The organism is Nostoc mirabile CHAB5784 (genome assembly GCF_020829645.1).
Lineage (GTDB): Bacteria > Cyanobacteriota > Cyanobacteriia > Cyanobacteriales > Nostocaceae > Nostoc > Nostoc mirabile.
Window position 1 is genome coordinate 1 of the sequence record NZ_JAIVFS010000130.1, and the last position, 17,207, is coordinate 17,207.

The window sequence follows — 17,207 nt, forward strand, 5'->3', positions numbered from 1 at the left end:
GCATCGCAGTACTGATCTACCACGGTGATCGTGGAGGTAGCCGTTCTTGAACCCAATTAAATACCCTTGCTAAGTTAAACTGTTAGTAATTAATTATACTCTCATGAGAGTAATAAAAGAGCGCTAGATATTGAGCCACACCATACCCATAGGTTTCCTCATTCAGCAACACTTCTTTTTTGCCTTGAACGACAATGCCAAGAATTGGTTCGGCGACCCCCTGCATTGTGGCTGAAGTATCAGATTCCCGCATGAATTCTAACTGACTAATTGCTGTTGGATGAACACCGTTTCCCCTACTGTCAGTGTGCCGAGTGACTAATGCTGCTAGTTCGTCACACTTGCTGATTGCCGCTTCATAGTTCAGTGTTTCAATCACCACGCGCTCATTCCTGACTGATACCATCCTCATACGCTCATTATAGAGAATATTTCTTTCTTGCCAACGGCTGACTTGAGAGGATTAGGCAATCATCTGCAAGGTTTGTGTATTTAGGGAAAAGCTTTTCAACCTTATGATGAACCCATGCTGAAAGACAAGGCTGAAAGGATGAGGCAATGAAGAGGAACAAGGCAAAAATTGCTTTAGTCACATGAGCAAGCCAAGGACTGGGGAAAAATACCGCTTTGGCGCTGGCGAAAAAAGGGGTTCATGTAATCGTGACGGATCGCAGCAGTGAGGCAAAAGTGAACAGCGTTGTTTCTGCGATCGCCTACGGTGGGCATTCACCCATCGCGGAAACCGATGAGTAAATACCCAAAGAATTGAAGTCTCTAGAGGCATATTTTTCTAAATCAAATCAACCTCAACAGCAAGGACAGTCATCATGTTAAATGTAGAAAACAAAGTTATTGTGATCACTGGAGCCAGTAGTGGCATCGGTGAAGCCACCGCGAAGTTACTTGCTCAAAACGGTGCAAATGTAGTTCTGGGGGCACGGCGTACAGAAAAGCTAGAAGCGATTGTCAAAGAGATCCACGACCAGGGAAACATTGCAGAATTCAAAGCAGTGGATGTCACTGATCGCGAGGATGTGAAAGCATTCATTCATTTTGCTAAAGAAAAATTTGGTCGCGTCGATGTGATCTTCAACAATGCAGGTGTGATGCCCTTGTCTCCAATGAATGCCCTGAAAGTCGAGGAGTGGGACACCATGATTGATGTAAATATCCGTGGCGTATTGAACGGCATTGCGGCTGGTTTACCGATCATGGAAGCACAAGGCGGCGGACAGTTTATCAATACTGCGTCGATCGCTGCTCACATGGTAGGGCCAACCAGTGCAGTCTATTCCGCGACAAAATATGCTGTTTGGGCGATATCTGATGGACTGCGCCAGGAGTCGAAGAACATTCGCGTGACCATCATATCCCCCGGTGTCGTTGAGACCGAACTCGGCTCTGAGATCACGGACGATGCAGTAAAAGGCTTCTTGAAAGAACTCCGCAAAACTGCCCTCACCCCTCAGGCGATCGCCCAATCTGTCTTATTTGCTGTCTCCCAACCGGATGATGTCGATGTTAACGAAATCATTGTCCGCCCGACAGCCAGTGCCTTCTAGGTATTCAAGACATCACTTCTGTGTCCCTTCTTTGCGTCATGAGCTTGATTGACACAGACAAGACACTTTTACCATTCTGAGTACTTAGTACTCCTCTTCTTACTCAGCACGGGCTAAACCTTAGCTATCCGCTAACAGCACTTTTAACTCAGCACTCTTCATCGACTTTGTTGTTTCAGCCAGAAAAGAAACCTATGAGCCTTACCGCCTTCCGCACTCTCGGACACTCCGGCTTGATCGTCAGCCCGCTCACCCTCGGCACCATGACCTTCGGCACCCCGCGATGGGGTGCGCCCGATGAGGTTTCTGAGTCCATCTTTCATGCCTATGTCGATGCTGGCGGCAACTTCATCGACACCGCCGACGTGTATGCCAAGGGTCGCAGCGAGGAACTGATTGGTAGCTATATCGCCGATCGCAGCCTACGCGACCAACTAGTGCTTGCAACCAAGTTCAGCTTTCACGGCGGCGAACCGGGCAACGCGAATGCAGGCGGCAACGGACGCAAAAACATGCATCGGGCGCTTGAGGGTTCGCTGCGCCGCCTCCGTACCGACTATGTTGACCTCTACTGGATGCACACCTGGGATATGGTGACGCCCGTTGAAGAAGTACTACAGTCGCTCGGCGACCTGGTACGCGTCGGCAAGATCCGCTACTTCGGATTCTCAAATGTGCCAGCCTGGTACACTGCCAAGGCAGCGGCGATCGCCACAGCGCATAACATTCCCGGGCCCATCGCCATGCAACTGGCGTATTCGCTCGTTGAACGCAGCATTGAGCGCGAACATCTGCCCGCCGCCCGTGAATGCGGTCTCGGCATCTGTGCCTGGAGTCCCCTTGCTGCCGGTTTCCTCACTGGCAAGTACCAGCGCGAGGAGGCGGGGGCGAGCGGTCAAGGACGGCTGATTGGCCCCAATCCTTTCGGGAACCAGATGTTCACCGATCGTAACTGGCGCGTCCTTGATACCCTGCGAACGGTGGCAGAGGAAGTCGATCGCCCCTTGGCGCAGGTCGCCCTTGCCTGGGTTTTGGCGCAGTCTGGCATTACCTCGCCGATTCTGGGTGCCAGTAAGCTCGATCAACTACATGACAATCTGGCATCATTGGACATCCGCCTCACCCCGGAACAGATCCGGACGCTGGACGAGAGCAGTGCCCTTGATCCCGCCTTTCCCTATAGCATCTTCACCAGCGAGGTGAATCGTAGCATTTTCGGCGGCGCGATCGTCCAAGGCTGGAGGTAGCTGCTTCGGTTGTGTTGCAAAGTACTTTAGTAACTTAAGGTAGTCGATTTCAAAAGTGTATTCTCCATGTCTTGCCACAACACCACAGATAAAATTACTGACTTGGGTTATGTTCAATTGTTTGGCGTGATTCACTAATCTATGGAATGATCTTGTTGATTGCTACTTGGGACTAAATTCAATTGATTTTAATAATCCGTGAGCCTGCTAGTCGTGAAGAAATAGACGAAATGGTAAAACTTGGGATGTATTCATTAAAATAGCAGTAGACATCGAACGCAAAATTCTTGCAGGTGGTGGCGTTCGCCATTATGAATGCGAACAAGAGTTACTCAAAGACGGTAGCAGACAACGAGATATTTGGGGTGTGGATTGGTCTCCTTTGATTCAAGAAATCGTGTTTGAGTCAATCATCAACATTCGCCCAAGCCAGAATAACCGTAGTATGATAATACAGTCTAACCATATTCGAGAACAAGTTAGCCAAATTACCAAGCAATTGCTAGGAGGATTGTAATGCCTAACTGGAGTGCAATTGAAGCGAGTTTTTTACGTCAACCCCACGCGCAACAATTAGGAGAATTGGCAGCTAGTTTGGCACGCCTTAACTCTTGGTCACAAAAGAGTGCAATTCGTGAATTAGTTCCAATATTGTTGTCAGAAAGTTTGTTGTACGTGTCTTTAATACAACAAAAAAGTGAAATAAATAATGTTGAATTAAATCAACTCCAAGACTTATTACAAAACTGGATTAATGTTTGGGACAAATCAATGGAAATTACAGATATTGCATCTGTTGCGTCTACTTGGTCACAGCGAGTATTGGAGATGTCGGGTTTGCTAGCTTCTGAATCTATGAGTGCATAGTCTCAAGTAATGCGCTTGACCACTGCGATCAGCTACGCTGGGCGGTTACGCCATCGCTCCTCGGTAAATACTGCTGTATCAAGAGTTAGCAGTCGCCTTATCATCAGTGGTAGAGTATTTAGAGATATAGCAATAAAATAATTATTTTTATTTGGTAATTAATTAGATTTTGCTACGGGATTAAGAGAATACTACACAGCAATTTGCTCCCAGCTAGAATTCTCCTCAAGAATATTTTTTTCATCTTGAGATAGTATTTTAGGTTGCATTTGTTGTAGGTCACGCAGTACCATTTCGGTATCCTCAGCATTAAACTTAAAATACTCAGTTAAACTTCCGATGGGATAATTAAAGCCCTGATAGCGGTGTTTGAAATACAGTTCAATATTCCCTCTATGCTCCCAAGTTCCTAATACTCTAATAGCAACACTCGAATAATGAGCAAGTAAATCAATTTTTACTTCTGCTACTCGCTTGACAACGGGTCTTTGGGTTACTCCTATCTTGTACAAAATGCCAATATTCGTTTCAATCTCTAAAAAATATAGGCTAGAGAATAGAATACGTTGAAGTTGGGTGCGATATAGCTTCAAATCAGTAAATCGATATGCTAAATCTGGAGCATTTTTGTATTCGGCGTGTTTAAAAGCTAGCTCAAATTTCAGCAGTTTTTTAAGTAATAGTGGCTCCTGTACATCATTGAACCGCGCAAACTCTAGCGCTCCAACAGGAATTTTACCCAAATCACTAAATTCATACTCAGGTGGGGTTAAGTATAGGTTTTTTCTTAACACTCCTGCTTTGAGTAAACCAGAAGTAATTAAGTAGGAACTAATAGGGTAATTTTTGGCTCCGTACTCCTGCCAAAGCAGCTTTAACTGTGCCAAATCTTTGCCAGATAATTGAACGTTGAAATTGTCATAGAGTGGCAGAGTAGGAAATTCTCGGTTAGCTATGGGGCGGCAGGTTTCTTCATTATGAGCAAAATGATGCTCTTTCACCTTGCCTTTTTTAGCAGTTAGACTACTATTACAGTAAGGACACTGAAGTGAAGTCTTCCCCCTATTGATATCTTCAATACATATCAAGATACCTTCTTCATTTACACCATATTTCAGCCACATTGCCACACCATTACTGAATAGTTAAAGTTGCTCTTACTAGTGTGCTTTAACTTTTCTAATATGTCTCTATCTTCTGGAGTAATATCATGTTGATTTTAAGAATTAATGCACCAATTAAAAACCCCTCCAAGGTTGGATAGGTAAAGTAGCTTTTCAAAGGCTGTACTGAAACTATACTTTATTCAAAATTGCCAATAATCATGTAATAAGCAATAACAGCAGTATCAAATGGTTGCAGGTAATTGATATTTATGGGATTACTGGGTAAAGTAATTGATGTTTCACTCTTGTTAGAAGTAGCTGTTTGATTGTTAGCGATTCTAGGTAGTAAAATAGAACCAACAAGATTTGCCAAATTGAGCGGGTTAGCGAGTTTCATAGGTGATTCTGTGTTGGTTATTGAATATATATATTTAACTGAAATAATCTAACAACTTATGCATCACAGTTAATCATTTGTAGGTGCGATGCCTGACTACAAAACTAAAAAGATGGGGGCAACACCGAATAGCCTGCGGCAGGCATCACTTGAAAGCAGACTGCTTTTGATGTACAATGGCGTATCCGCCCGCCGGAGACATCGCTCTTTTTTCCTTTCTACGAGACGCTGAACGCGAGCGCTTGAATGAAGGGCGATAAGCAAGAGCGACATGGCTGGCGCTTACTACAATTCCTGTTTTCAATTTTTTATTCCTGAACCACCAACTCTTGCAGTAAGGCATCATTTATCCTTTGTGCCTCTTTCCCAGTACTTTCCTTGATGTCAAAAGCCTGCTGCACCACAGCTTGAACTGACTCTGGCAATGATTCAAATTTTTCCGAATTGAGTATAACGATGCGGCAACCTGGGTAAGGCATAAAATCAGTAAAGGGTTCCATCCCCGATGTAATCAGAGTTTTGCTAAGTTCCGCGATGGGATGATGAGGCTTTTGGTTGTCCTCAGTGCGGTTGATTTCTGATGCCATGTAGCCGCAAAACCAACTCAAAGTGTCAATATCTTTCTGCAATGCTGCCAAAATCCCCGTCACTACTCGGTGGTTGAGGTTGACAGGTAGATAATCAAAGATGCTGTCTAAGGTTTCTGGGTGTCGCTTGTGGCAATAACGCACCGCAGATTCAATAAGTTTATCGATTTTAGTAGGTTGAGATTGCCCAAATCCCTTTGCACACATGGCAGTGCCTCAAAATTTACGTGCTGGAAGACGCGATTTTAACAGAATTAGTGGGGCGATGAGCAGGAGCCGGGAGTACATTTATTATCGTTGATTACTTAAGCAAACCGCACCTAAGTGCGATCATGAACATGGTCAATCAGGCGACCTCGATGGAATTCCATAGTGTTATCTTGCCTCTAAAAATGAGTCATTCTCTGGTCAACCATTGTTCTGGTTGAGTTGCTGCTCAAGCTGCTCATCCCAGAAGGCGGCTTCTATTTTGTGTCCATCTGGATCGCGCACAAAGCAGCCGTAATACGGCTCACTATAGTCGGGTCTGCCACCGGGGGCACCATCGTCTTTGCCTCCTGCCGCTAATGCTGCCTCATAGAAGGCGTGGACTGCTTCTTTTGTAGGAGCAATAAAACCAATGTGAGTTCCATTGCCAACCGTTGCAGGTTGCCCGTCGAAGGGAGTTCCCACCCAAAATTCGGGATACTGTTTGCCATAGGCGATCGCCCCCGGATGCTCCATAAATCGCTTACAGCCCAATGTTGGCAACACAGCATCATAGAAGGCGATCGCTCGTTCAAAATCATTAGTACCAATCGAAACGTGCGAGAGAATGCTGGGATTGTTATCCATGTCGGAATCCTCTATCAGTTGAGGTGGATGTGGATGTGCCAGAGAGCCGATCGGTGATTTGCTGCACCCTAACACAACTTGATGAAACGATTGGATTATAACAGTACTAAAGTACTAAGCCGACTTGTCTTCTTTTGCCTTTTGTTAAGTTACAAGTTCACCCTGTTAGAAGATTTTTCATTTCTTTTTCAACGGCATCATGGATGCCTGGCGCTTTAAACTGTTGTAAACCCTTAGCCGGACTGAATGTTAGGTTGAACTTCGCGCAACCGACGTTCCAGAAAACGACGCTCACTGTCATTTTTCACTAATTCTAGTGCCCGTGTATAGCTCTGGGTCGCTTCCTCTAATGCTCCAACACGCCGGAATAAATCTGCACGGGTGGCATGAAAGAGATGATAGCTGTCCAGTTCTGGAGCAAGGCTATCAATCAGTCCAAATGCGGCTTGAGGACTGTCTGCCATTGCGCTCGCCACTGCTCGGTTCAAGGTAACAATGGGTGAGGGCTGCAAGCGTTCTAACACCTCATAGAGCCGCACGATCTGCGCCCAGTCTGTTTCTTCGGCGCGGGTTGCCTGACAATGGAGGGCGGCGATCGCCGCTTGCAGGGCATACACTCCGGTTCCACCCCGCAACGCTTCCTCTACCAGAGGTAACGCCTCAGCAATCTGTAGATGATTCCAACGACTGCGATCCTGATCTTCTAGCAAAATCAAATCGCCTGCCTCATCTAGACGCGCATTGCGCCGCGAATCGTGCAATAACATCAGCGCCACCAGTGCTGTGACTTCAGATGGGGGTTGGGGTGCCAGCAATTGCCGCACCAGTAGCCCCAAGCGAATCGCTTTGATGCAGAGGTCAGCCCGCACGATCGCATCTCCTTTAGTTGCGGCATAACCTTCGTTGAAGATGAGATAGATGACTGTCAGGACTGCCTCTATCCGGGGAGCGAGATCAGTCGTCTCAGGTACTTTGTAAGGAATGCCTGCGTCTCGAATTTTGCGTTTAGCACGAACTAACCGCTGTGCCATTGTTGCAGTCGGTATAAGAAAGGCGCGGGCAATTTCGTCGGTTTCCAGTCCACCCAACATTCGGAGGGTCAACGCTACTTGAGTTTCCGTTGCCAGTGCCGGGTGACAGCAGGTAAAGATTAATCGCAGGCGATCGTCTCCAATTTCATCACTGTCATAGGTTGGTTCTTCAGTGGATGGAATTAAGCCAGATGCCGCATACCACTCCAGTTTTTCGGTCAGTTTCGTGCGTCGTCGGAGGCGATCGATCGCCTTGTACCGGGCAGTTCGGATAATCCAGGCACGGGGACGATCGGGAATACCGTCGCTTTCCCACTGATTCACTGCCGCTGTAAATGCTGCCTGTGCAGCTTCTTCAGCTACATCAAAATCTCCGATCAGCCGAATCAGAATAGCGACAATGCGCCCCCATTCAGTTCGATAAAGGGCAGCAATTGCTTGAGCCACATCTGTTTTTGGGATTGAAGCCATACCTTTCACAAAAAGACATAAAGAATTTTGGGCAAGGTGTCGATTTGAGCAATTGCCGTTCGACTGACTAAATAAAGGGAGATAAAGTTCAATTGTACTAGACAAAATTTTTGCACTCAGGTGTCGATTTGGACAATTCCCGTTCGACTTAATCACAAAGGAGGCAACCGAGTAAACTACCTACACCGATTTGTCCTTCCCAAATGCGGAGTAGGCTTTGTCCCAGATTTCACCACCAGTCGGAAACAAGCTAAATTGTCCCTCCAACAAGCAAGCAATCCCTGGAACTTCAGGGTTGTTTACCGAAACCCCCAAAGCTGCAATGTTTAGCGCGGCGTTTATATCAGCATCATGCTCAAAACCACAATGCCCACACTTGAAAGACTTATTAGAACGATAGGATTTACCTTTGACCGGATGCACATGGTGACACCGCGAACAAGTCTGACTGGTATAAGCAGGTGGGACAAAAACAACCGGAACACCAGCGATATTTGCTTTGTAGTCAACAAATGTCCTCAATTGGTAGAAAGCCCAATTGTTAGTTCTACGTCGTTCTGTCTTACTACGTGGTTGCTGATTGAGCGATTGTCTGATATTAGTCAAGTCTTCAAATGCCAAAGCAGAATTACTTTGTTTGGCATCTTGAACCAACTGTTTCGAGATATTGTGATTCAACCACTTTTGGAACCTTTGTTCTTTCCCAGAGAGCCTTCTCAACAGTTTTCTAGAACTGCGAGTGCGTTTGGATTGAACATTAGCTCTGACTTTACTGTATCGGTCACGAGTGTTTTGAATCTGTTTACCACTCCAAGAGCCACCATTGGAAGTGGTCGCTATGTCGCGCCGTCCCAAGTCTACCCCAATTACTTTAGGCGTTTTGCCTGTGGGGTTGGTAGGCAGGTCAACACAGATATTGATGTAGTAATCCCCGTGTTTGGTTTTGTTGAGAGTAGCAGCCGTTGGGGATTGCCCTTTAAGCAATGCCAACTGGTAGTTACCAATACTCAACTTGAACTTGACTCGACCGCACATCAAAGTAACACCGACAGTTTGCAGTTCTTCCAAGTACTGAAAAGTCCGAGCATCCAAACTCAAAGATGTTGGTCTGAACTTGTGGACTTGTTTAACTGCCTTGGCGTTACTAATCACACGGCGAATCGCTTGGCAGACATGGTTTGCCTTAATGCCTGTAGATGCGCGTACTGGCTTATAAACCAAGTGGTGAAGCTTGGTAGTATTCCAGCATTTTTCACGCTTTGCAACCTTCAATATCTGATTACAAGCATCAGCAAATCCCTGCAAAGTGCGGTCTATTTCAGAGCGCAACTCTATAGGGACTTGAATCTTGCATTTTACCGATATTGCTTGCATTGTACTTGCATTAGAACTCATCCAATTATCTCAGAAAACACAATGCACAAACCCTTGGATTGCAAAATATTTGCTAATTGCTCAACTGTCCCCATCAAAGTTTTAGCTAAAGCACAAATGAGCCAGTGCGGTGGATGGGTTCCCCGGCATAAAGCAACTGGCGTTCACTCAAGGGACGTTTCGCAATTAGCCCTCCATTCCTCTCGCCACCAAACTGAGTACAGTTTTGGTGGGAGTCTCCTGGAGGTTTAGATGAAATATTTGCTGCTGATTTATATGGACGAAAACGCCATGAGCGACACCGAGCAGGAGCATTGCTATGGAGAATCTGCCAAACTCGCCCAGGACTTGCATACTCAAGGACAATTTCTGGCGACGGCTCCACTCCATCCTGTTGCAACCGCAACCAGTGTCCAAGTCCGTGATGGCAAATCACTCGTGACCGATGGACCATTTGCCGAAACCCGTGAACAATTGGGTGGATTCTTCCTCGTTAATGCTCAGGATTTGGATGAAGCCATTGCGATCGCCACCCGCATCCCAGGTGCAAAAGTCGGCACCGTCGAAATCCGTCCTGTCATCGAAGTTGCGGGACTACCAGCACAGCCTTGACCGTCCTTAACCGCTTGAACTCAAGGAGAACCCTCATGCAAAACAATTCTAAAATTACTCTCTGTTTATGGTTTGATGATCAAGCCGAAGCCGCCGCTCAGTTTTATACGTCGATTTTTCGCAATTCCAAAATTGTCCACGTCAGTCGATATGGAGACGCTGGACAGGAAATTCACGGAAAACCAGCCGGAGCCGTCATGACTGTCAGCTTTGAACTTGATGGTCAGCCGTTCACAGCACTCAACGGTGGTCCGACCTTCAAATTTAACGAGGCGATTTCCTTCCAAATCTTTTGCGATACCCAGGCGGACGTGGACGATTACTGGCAAAAATTGTCTGCCGGTGGGGATGAAACCGCACAGCAATGCGGCTGGCTCAAAGACAAATACGGCGTCTCCTGGCAAATTATTCCTCGCATTCTGATTGAGTTACTCAACCGCCCCGACGCGGCAACCTCTCAAAAAGTGACCACTACCATGCTGCAAATGAAGAAGATCGAGATTGATGAACTCAAGCGTGTCGCTGCTGATTAGCGGTTCCTTCGGAGTTGCGCTTTGCGCTAATCAGCACACCCAACCCCTCGCAATCTAACTCAAAACCATTCAACAGGAGATTTCACAATGAAAGTCATGATCTTTGTCAAAGCAACCCAAGACTCCGAAACTGGGGTCATGCCGAGCGAACAGCTTTTAACTGAAATGGGGCAGTACAACGAAGAATTAGCCAGGGCAGGTATCTTGCTCGCCGCTGAGGGGTTTCATCCTAGCTCAAAAGGGGTGCGAGTTCACTTTTCAGGAACCGATCGCACCGTCACCCAGGGACCTTTCACTCCAGCGCCGGAGCTAGTGGCAGGGTACTGGCTGTGGCAGGTGAACTCAATGGAAGAGGCAGTTGCTTGGGTAAAGCGCTGCCCTAACCCTATGCCAGGAGACTCCGAGATTGAGATTCGTCCCGTATTCGAGGCAGAGGATTTTGGTGAAGTCCTGACACCCGCCTTAAGGGAGCAGGAAGACCGCATTCGCGCTCAGGTTGAAACGCAGCAGCAAGAGTAACGTCATCAGCAACCGCGCAAATGATGTTCATGTGCGAACGATCCGCTCATCAAAACGCAGAATCGATTACAAAAGGAGAAATCAATGCAACTCAATTCTTACCTGATGTTCAACGGCAACTGTGAGGCAGCGTTCAAGTTCTATGAACAATGTCTGGGTGGCAAGATGACTATGATGATGACACACAAAGAAGCACCTTCTGCAGAAAATGTCTCACCGGAATGGCAGGACAAAATCATGCACGCTTGCCTTGAACTAGATGATCACCTCCTGATGGGATCTGACTGCCCACCAGGATACTTTGAAACCCCGCAAGGTTTCTACGTACAAATTAGCGTTCCTGAAATCGCTGAGGCAGAACGGCTTTTTCACGCTTTAGCAGAAAACGGCAAGGTGAAGATGGCGATCGCGCAAACGTTCTGGTCATCGCGCTTTGGCATGTTGACCGATCAGTTTGGGACACCGTGGATGATCAACTGCGAACAAACCATCTGAGCCTATACCAACATCTGTCATTCGTCCTTTGTCCTTTGTAAATAACCTGAGTTCAGGATAAGAAATCCTCAAAAGCCTTGAATTATCGTTGTTCGGTCTAAAGCTCTGTTTTCATCTATTGTCAATAAGACATATTGCTGAGATTAGTTTCATTTGTGAACCTTATTGACAAAATGATTCCACTTTTATCCCTGCTTGATCAATTCCAGTTTTATTCAATCCTGACAGAATAAGCTTTTTAGCTTCTGGCTTAACCCGAACTCAGGTTAAATAGCCACTGACCACTGACCAACAACTAACTACACCAGGAGAAACCATGAGTACTCAAATTTTCGTCAACCTACCTGTCAAAGATATCCAGCAATCCATCGAGTTTTTCACAAAACTTGGCTTTCAGTTCAACCCCCAATTTACCGATGAAACGGCCACCTGCATGATTGTGTCCGAAACCATCTTTGTGATGCTTTTGACGCATGAGAAATTCAAAACATTCACGCCGAACCCGATTTGCGATGCCACAAAAAGTACCGAAGTGTTGACGTGCTTATCAGTTGAGAGCCGAGAAAAAGTGGATCAGCTGGTTCGTGAAGCCGTTGCTGCTGGTGGCACAACCTACAACGAACCTCAAAACCACGGATTTATGTACGCGCATGGATTTCAGGATTTAGATGGTCACATTTGGGAACTGATTTACATGGAACCCGAAGCAACCCATCCAGTTGAGGCTGAAAGGGAAGGAGCAGGAGTGTGAACCACAACAGAACAACCAGTGGAACACAAATTCGCGAACTCATCGAAACATGAGCACACCCATTCATACAAGAAGATGAAAGATATTTGCACATCACTGAGGTTGATTCATGAAACTCTATGAATTTGCTCCCACGCGATCAATTCGGGTTCGTTGGGTTCTCCAGGAACTTGGGGTGGAATTTGAAGCAATCTCCATCAACATGCAGGCAGGTGAACACCGTACACCCGATTTTCTCACCATCAATCCCACTGGCAAGCTCCCTGTACTCATCGATGGCGAACATATCATCACTGAATCCGTAGCCATTGCTTTGTACCTCGGTGAGAAGTACCCAGAATCTAAACTGGTACCTACAGACTTGCTTCTGCGAGCACAGCTTTATCGTTGGCTCCTCTTTACTGCCACCGAATTAGAACAGCCGCTATGGCGTATCGCTCGCCACACGTTTATATACCCAGAAGAGTTGAGATTGCCTGCTGAAATACCTCTCGCTCGGCAAGACTTCACCAGTATGGCTGTCGTTTTAGAGAACCATCTGTTGGATCGGCAGTTTGTAGTGGGTGAACACGTCACAGTGGCTGATTTTGTGCTTGCTTACACACTGGATTGGGCGAACGAAGTTCAGCTACTCGCCACTTTCCCCACGCTGGTGGACTACATGGAACGAATGTACAAACGACCAAAGGCATCTCAGCGAATCGCAGCTGCACTTGCAAGTCTCAACCAGACCTCACAATGATTCACAAAAGGAGATAACCCAATGGAACCCAATCAAGCTGAACAAACCTCACCCATGCCTGCTCAACCGCAAAAAGAAAGAACATCAGTGGCTCCAGAAACTCGTCGGTGAGTGGACGTATGAAATCGAAGCGATGATGGAACCCGATCAACCTCCCGTAAAATCAACGGGAACAGAGACTGTGCGTTGCCTTGGGCACAGCGAAAGCTGCTCACTAAAAATGAGTTACCTACTGAATACTTATGCCTACAGCGAGTTTAAAGATACGAGAAACTCTTCCTGAATTAAACGGTCGATATGTTCCGCTACTTGATGAGCTATATCTTCACCGTGAACTAGTAGTCCCATTTCCATATTTAATGTCAGAGCGTACTCAGTGAGGTTAGCACTGGAAATAAACAGGTGCTTTCTATCGGCGATCGCACATTTAACGTGTAAGGAACCATACCTTCCTTCTGAATCTGTAAGCCGCTTATTTCGTGGCCAAATAAAAATGTGTGCTTGTTGGGCAATTTCCAGTCCCAATGCTGCACTGACTCCAAAAGGTATTTTACCCTTGCTAGATTCGGGGGTTTCAGCAATAATTCGCACAGTGACTTCTCGTTTCATTGCTGTTAATAATGCTTTTGCAATCTCTGGAATCTTATAAACAGCAAAACTGACAAGAATTATTTCCCGTTGCGCTTCGTGAATTAATTGTAGTAACACTTGTTCTGTTCTGCGAAGTGGTATACCCTCACTTGTGGGGCCAGTCCAAACCAACTCAACAGACAACTCATCCTTTGCCGCCACTTCACAGTAAATTGCTGTGGCTAATGCAGACGCGATCGCACTACTGTCCAAATAAATAGCTTCCCGACACCAAGTTTCTAACAATTCCCCTACTAATCGGCGAAAATTAGTATTGGGCAGTTGTTTCAAGATTGATGCTTTCAACGCAAAATCACAATATCTTGCTGGAGTAGCTATCAACAAATTAATTACAGCATCTAAAACAGGAGATGGAAGTTGTTTGGCACAGGTACGAATTTGAGCCAATAAAAGCGGTGGTAAAAAGCTCACGTTTTCTCCTCTGGGAAGAACGCTAAGTCTGCGGATAGTACAGTGGGAATAAGTACCGCGCGATCCAGATACTTATTGCCGCGTTCACAGGAGGTTTCTGGGCTAAACAGACAAGCATGGCAAGCTGCCCAATGTAGTGATGTAGCTCCTTTAAAGGGGGTATGTTCTGCACACAAGGGATCAGAAGCACATAACCGCATTTGTTCTAAAGCTTGGTCTATATGGTATCCAAGTATTTTAGGCTCTCCCAAACTGACTAAACCACCCAAGGTACCTTCACTATCAGGCGCGGCGGTATAAATTAGTATGCCTGCCATTGGGCCGCCTTCTTCTTCTGGTCGTTTGGAGTAAATTCGCTCCTTTAAACTGGCAGCATTGTAACCACACTCAAGGGCCATTTGCCGCATCAGAGCGTGAGCAAAAGAGTGTAGTAAAATGTAGCGTACACCGGGAAATTTAACTTTGTCTGGATCGAGAGAACGAACATTACACCACTTTTTATGAGCATCAAATGCTTGACGCTCATAATCTCGCAATAGTTGATTTTGCTCCCATTGATGAAGTGTCGTTTCTTTGAACTGGATAAAGATACCCTCGCCTTTGACTTCACTTGCCGGTACCCATTTAGGTTTGCTGCGACTCAATGGAACCCGATGCTCTGTGAGAATTTCTCCAGAGTCAAGAAAATCCCCAGGTGATTGAATGCGTGTAAAGCCAATTAAGGCACGAACTTCTCGCAATCTCTCTACTAACACTACCTGCGAAAAGTAATTTTCATACCCAGATGGTGGGTTGACAGTCCGCAGTTGAAAATCTGGGGTATTAAGATTTGGGTCTGCTGCTGAGAAAATTTGCCATTCAGGTGTTTTCAAGTCCCTGACGCTTTCATCATCAAAATTGCTTTGCTGCTGAAGTTGTTTTTGTTCAACTAGCGCCCAAATTTTGTCTGTTGTGTATTTAGATAATTCCTGAAGTTGCCCCATAGCGAAGAAAGCTTGTAGCACAGCATCTAAGGCACTAAAGTTACTCGCTTTTCCCAAAATAGTCCAGTTTTGATTGACCAACTGCTCTAATTGATTGGAGGTGATGGGAATTGATAAGGCTGAGAGTGTAATTGGAAACCAGCTGTTGGATGCTCCCAACAAGATGGTTTTCATCTGTTCGTCGCAGCTATCGTCAAAACCACGTAGATGCGGGTGACGAGCGCGACAACGCGGCATATTTTTTTTGCCTAATTCACCAAAGGCATCGGATAATCGACGCTCACTGTTGCAGCCATTGCATTTGACTACAATATCTGTAGGTGAACCAGATACACCGTATTCCTCCAGCCTGAGTGGCCCCTTGCAGGCTGTATTGCCACGATGAACAAAATATAACCAAGGAAAGTCATCTAAATGTCCGCGATCGCAGGAAACGAGGAACCGCGATGGTATTGCTGTTGGGTCTTTCTTTTGACTTTTGGGACAGTTTAGATGAACGTAACGGGTTTGGTCTGGACGATAAGAATTTTCTTTAAGTTGGAAATAAGGATATAAAGGGGCTAGCAACCGACATCTCGGACATACCATCCATCCAGGAAAGGGAGCGACGGGAATTCCTATTCTGGCATATTCGTCAAAAGGACTAGATGAAGAGGCATCTTCAGCAGGTATTGGAGGTGCAAGTAGTTTTTTAACTTGTTGGCCTAATTCACGACGAATGGCTGCAAGGAGACGCTGTTCCCCTAATTCAACTACTCCCTGTTGCGTGTTCCAGTCCTCCAAACCCATAACCATAACTGAAAGGTTTGGCAGGTCGAGTACAGCACCTACACCGAAGGAAAATAAAATCTGGCTGGGTCGCAGTTCGCCTACTCTGTATTTATAGTTAGATTGGCTCATTTTGGGGAATTGGGCATTGGGCATTGGGCATTGGGCATTGTGGATTATTAAACTGTATTTTTTACCTATTCCCTATTCCCTATTCCCTCTTCTTTCATTGCTTGAGGTAAGCGACTAAAGTCATCATCAGGCACTTGATCTTGAAAAATTAACCCTACTGTCGGTTCGACGTTTCGCAGGGAGTTCAAACAAGTAAATTCTTGCCAAATTCCTTGACCTGCTGATTCTAATAATTCAATGGTTAAACCATCACGCTTGTCTGTCTGATATTTGAGAGTACCGCCTCCAATCAAGTTTTGTGCTTTACTCAACCAGATATCTAATTTGGCTTCCAGTGCTTGTTTAACGAGTTTTTGGGCTTCTGTACCCGCAACTAAATTAGCCCGATCGCAAATTGTATTAATGGCAGATTGTATATAAGGATGGTTGCGTTCAATTCGTCCTGCTTGGTTGTTACCGTTAAATTCTCTACCCGCCAACCGCACAAGGGATATAAACAACGCGGCTAAACCCCTGTCAATCGCACGGGGCGCAAAGGGTGTTAAAGATAGCGCTTCTACGTGTTGATAAAATGTAGCGTGGTAATGCTCAAATCTTTCGTAGTGGGATAAATCTCTAGGACGCGCCCAATTATAAACTGTAAATACGATACCAGGGAATGTCCGCCCGACACGGCTGGTAGCTTGAATATACTCGGCGGTATTTTTTGGCTGACCTGTAACAGCCATCACACCCAGGCGTTTCACGTCTACACCCACGGAAATCATATTAGTAGCAAGTAAAACATCCAGTGGTTCAAGCTGATCGACTTTTTCCCCAGCTTTGCGTTTGGCTTTGATTTGTGCTTCTCGTACTGGATCGAAGGATGTTTCTAGCCTATCTAGAACTACAGGAATATCCTAGTGTGGTAAAACTTACTAGAGAAGACGACTCTCTAAATTAGCCAAGTAACCCTTGGGATCTCTGCGAAATCGATATTGTTCAATTCTGGCTTTATGGTGTTTTTTCCTAGTGTGGTAAAACTTACTAGAGAAGACGACTCTCTAAATTAGCCAAGTAACCCTTGGGATCTCTGCGAAATCGATATTGTTCAATTCTGGCTTTATGGTGTTTTTTCAGTTGAGAGCGTAATTC

General features: G+C 45.8%; 20 protein-coding genes and 1 pseudogene. 11 read left to right on the forward strand and 10 right to left on the reverse strand.

Annotation, left to right across the window (positions count from 1 at the left end; genetic code table 11):
• Window positions 1–82: 82 nt before the first annotated feature.
• On the reverse strand, window positions 83–406 hold the full coding sequence (locus tag LC653_RS39020; RefSeq protein ID WP_229500696.1) for an AraC family transcriptional regulator N-terminal domain-containing protein: 324 nt from the start codon (window positions 404–406) through the stop codon (window positions 83–85).
• A 421-nt stretch (window positions 407–827) separates the two neighbouring features.
• Here LC653_RS39020 and LC653_RS39025 point away from each other — a divergent pair, with 421 nt between their 5' ends.
• The 4 genes and pseudogenes from LC653_RS39025 to LC653_RS39040 all read left to right on the forward strand — a co-directional run bounded on the left by LC653_RS39025 (window position 828) and on the right by LC653_RS39040 (window position 3,676).
• Complete coding sequence (locus tag LC653_RS39025; RefSeq protein ID WP_229500697.1) at window positions 828–1,562, forward strand: SDR family oxidoreductase; 735 nt, start codon at window positions 828–830, stop codon at window positions 1,560–1,562.
• A gap of 194 nt (window positions 1,563–1,756) precedes the next feature.
• Window positions 1,757–2,809 (forward strand): aldo/keto reductase, encoded by a 1,053-nt coding sequence (locus LC653_RS39030; RefSeq protein WP_229500698.1) that lies wholly within the window; start codon window positions 1,757–1,759, stop codon window positions 2,807–2,809.
• Between the two features lie 182 nt (window positions 2,810–2,991).
• Window positions 2,992–3,326 (forward strand): annotated as a pseudogene (locus tag LC653_RS39035) (DUF5674 family protein).
• Window positions 3,326–3,676: a hypothetical protein gene (locus tag LC653_RS39040; RefSeq protein WP_229500699.1), complete on the forward strand. Its 351-nt coding sequence runs from the start codon at window positions 3,326–3,328 to the stop codon at window positions 3,674–3,676. The pseudogene LC653_RS39035 and the gene LC653_RS39040 overlap by 1 nt, the downstream one beginning before the upstream one ends.
• A gap of 191 nt (window positions 3,677–3,867) precedes the next feature.
• Here the strand turns inward: LC653_RS39040 and LC653_RS39045 are convergent, their stop codons facing one another.
• The 6 genes from LC653_RS39045 to LC653_RS39070 form a co-directional block, all read right to left on the reverse strand.
• Window positions 3,868–4,800, reverse strand: coding sequence for a GIY-YIG nuclease family protein (locus LC653_RS39045; RefSeq protein ID WP_229500713.1), 933 nt, complete (start codon window positions 4,798–4,800; stop codon window positions 3,868–3,870).
• A 178-nt stretch (window positions 4,801–4,978) separates the two neighbouring features.
• Window positions 4,979–5,179: a hypothetical protein gene (locus tag LC653_RS39050; RefSeq protein ID WP_229500700.1), complete on the reverse strand. Its 201-nt coding sequence runs from the start codon at window positions 5,177–5,179 to the stop codon at window positions 4,979–4,981.
• 308 nt (window positions 5,180–5,487) lie between these two features.
• The gene (locus tag LC653_RS39055) at window positions 5,488–5,973 is read right to left on the reverse strand and encodes a hypothetical protein (RefSeq protein ID WP_229500701.1); all 486 of its coding nucleotides are present in this window, start codon (window positions 5,971–5,973) and stop codon (window positions 5,488–5,490) included.
• A 201-nt stretch (window positions 5,974–6,174) separates the two neighbouring features.
• Window positions 6,175–6,600, reverse strand: coding sequence for a VOC family protein (locus LC653_RS39060; RefSeq protein WP_229500702.1), 426 nt, complete (start codon window positions 6,598–6,600; stop codon window positions 6,175–6,177).
• Window positions 6,601–6,833: 233 nt separating this feature from the next.
• Window positions 6,834–8,102 carry an RNA polymerase sigma factor gene (locus tag LC653_RS39065; protein ID WP_229500703.1) on the reverse strand — a complete coding sequence of 423 codons (1,269 nt, stop codon included), beginning with the start codon at window positions 8,100–8,102 and terminating at the stop codon, window positions 6,834–6,836.
• Window positions 8,103–8,282: 180 nt separating this feature from the next.
• Complete coding sequence (locus LC653_RS39070; RefSeq protein WP_229500704.1) at window positions 8,283–9,497, reverse strand: RNA-guided endonuclease InsQ/TnpB family protein; 1,215 nt, start codon at window positions 9,495–9,497, stop codon at window positions 8,283–8,285.
• Window positions 9,498–9,767: 270 nt separating this feature from the next.
• Between LC653_RS39070 and LC653_RS39075 the strand changes: the two genes are divergently transcribed.
• The 7 genes from LC653_RS39075 (at window position 9,768) to LC653_RS39105 (ending at window position 13,411) form a co-directional block, all read left to right on the forward strand.
• Window positions 9,768–10,088, forward strand: a complete 321-nt coding sequence (locus LC653_RS39075) for a YciI family protein (RefSeq protein ID WP_229500705.1) — start codon at window positions 9,768–9,770, stop codon at window positions 10,086–10,088.
• Between the two features lie 35 nt (window positions 10,089–10,123).
• Window positions 10,124–10,621: a VOC family protein gene (locus LC653_RS39080; protein WP_229500706.1), complete on the forward strand. Its 498-nt coding sequence runs from the start codon at window positions 10,124–10,126 to the stop codon at window positions 10,619–10,621.
• Between the two features lie 87 nt (window positions 10,622–10,708).
• Window positions 10,709–11,140, forward strand: a complete 432-nt coding sequence (locus LC653_RS39085; RefSeq protein ID WP_229500707.1) for a YciI family protein — start codon at window positions 10,709–10,711, stop codon at window positions 11,138–11,140.
• An 84-nt stretch (window positions 11,141–11,224) separates the two neighbouring features.
• Entirely contained in the window at window positions 11,225–11,635 is a 411-nt protein-coding gene (locus LC653_RS39090; protein ID WP_229500708.1) for a VOC family protein, read from the forward strand.
• A gap of 316 nt (window positions 11,636–11,951) precedes the next feature.
• Window positions 11,952–12,386: a VOC family protein gene (locus tag LC653_RS39095; protein WP_229500709.1), complete on the forward strand. Its 435-nt coding sequence runs from the start codon at window positions 11,952–11,954 to the stop codon at window positions 12,384–12,386.
• A gap of 109 nt (window positions 12,387–12,495) precedes the next feature.
• Window positions 12,496–13,128, forward strand: a complete 633-nt coding sequence (locus tag LC653_RS39100; RefSeq protein WP_229500710.1) for a glutathione S-transferase family protein — start codon at window positions 12,496–12,498, stop codon at window positions 13,126–13,128.
• A gap of 124 nt (window positions 13,129–13,252) precedes the next feature.
• Complete coding sequence (locus tag LC653_RS39105; protein WP_229500714.1) at window positions 13,253–13,411, forward strand: DUF1579 domain-containing protein; 159 nt, start codon at window positions 13,253–13,255, stop codon at window positions 13,409–13,411.
• On the opposite strand, the gene drmC is transcribed toward LC653_RS39105, so the two are convergent.
• The 3 genes from drmC to LC653_RS39120 are packed head-to-tail and all read right to left on the reverse strand — an operon-like array spanning window position 13,375 to window position 16,969.
• A complete protein-coding gene (drmC, locus tag LC653_RS39110; protein ID WP_229500711.1) occupies window positions 13,375–14,190 on the reverse strand; it encodes a DISARM system phospholipase D-like protein DrmC in 816 nt (271 codons plus the stop codon). The genes LC653_RS39105 and drmC overlap by 37 nt on opposite strands.
• The gene (gene drmB / locus LC653_RS39115) at window positions 14,187–16,097 is read right to left on the reverse strand and encodes an MrfA Zn-binding domain-containing protein (RefSeq protein ID WP_229500712.1); all 1,911 of its coding nucleotides are present in this window, start codon (window positions 16,095–16,097) and stop codon (window positions 14,187–14,189) included. The genes drmC and drmB overlap by 4 nt, the downstream gene beginning before the upstream one ends.
• Window positions 16,098–16,138: 41 nt before the next feature.
• Window positions 16,139–16,969, reverse strand: a complete 831-nt coding sequence (locus tag LC653_RS39120) for a helicase-related protein (RefSeq protein ID WP_308189219.1) — start codon at window positions 16,967–16,969, stop codon at window positions 16,139–16,141.
• Window positions 16,970–17,207: the final 238 nt, after the last annotated feature.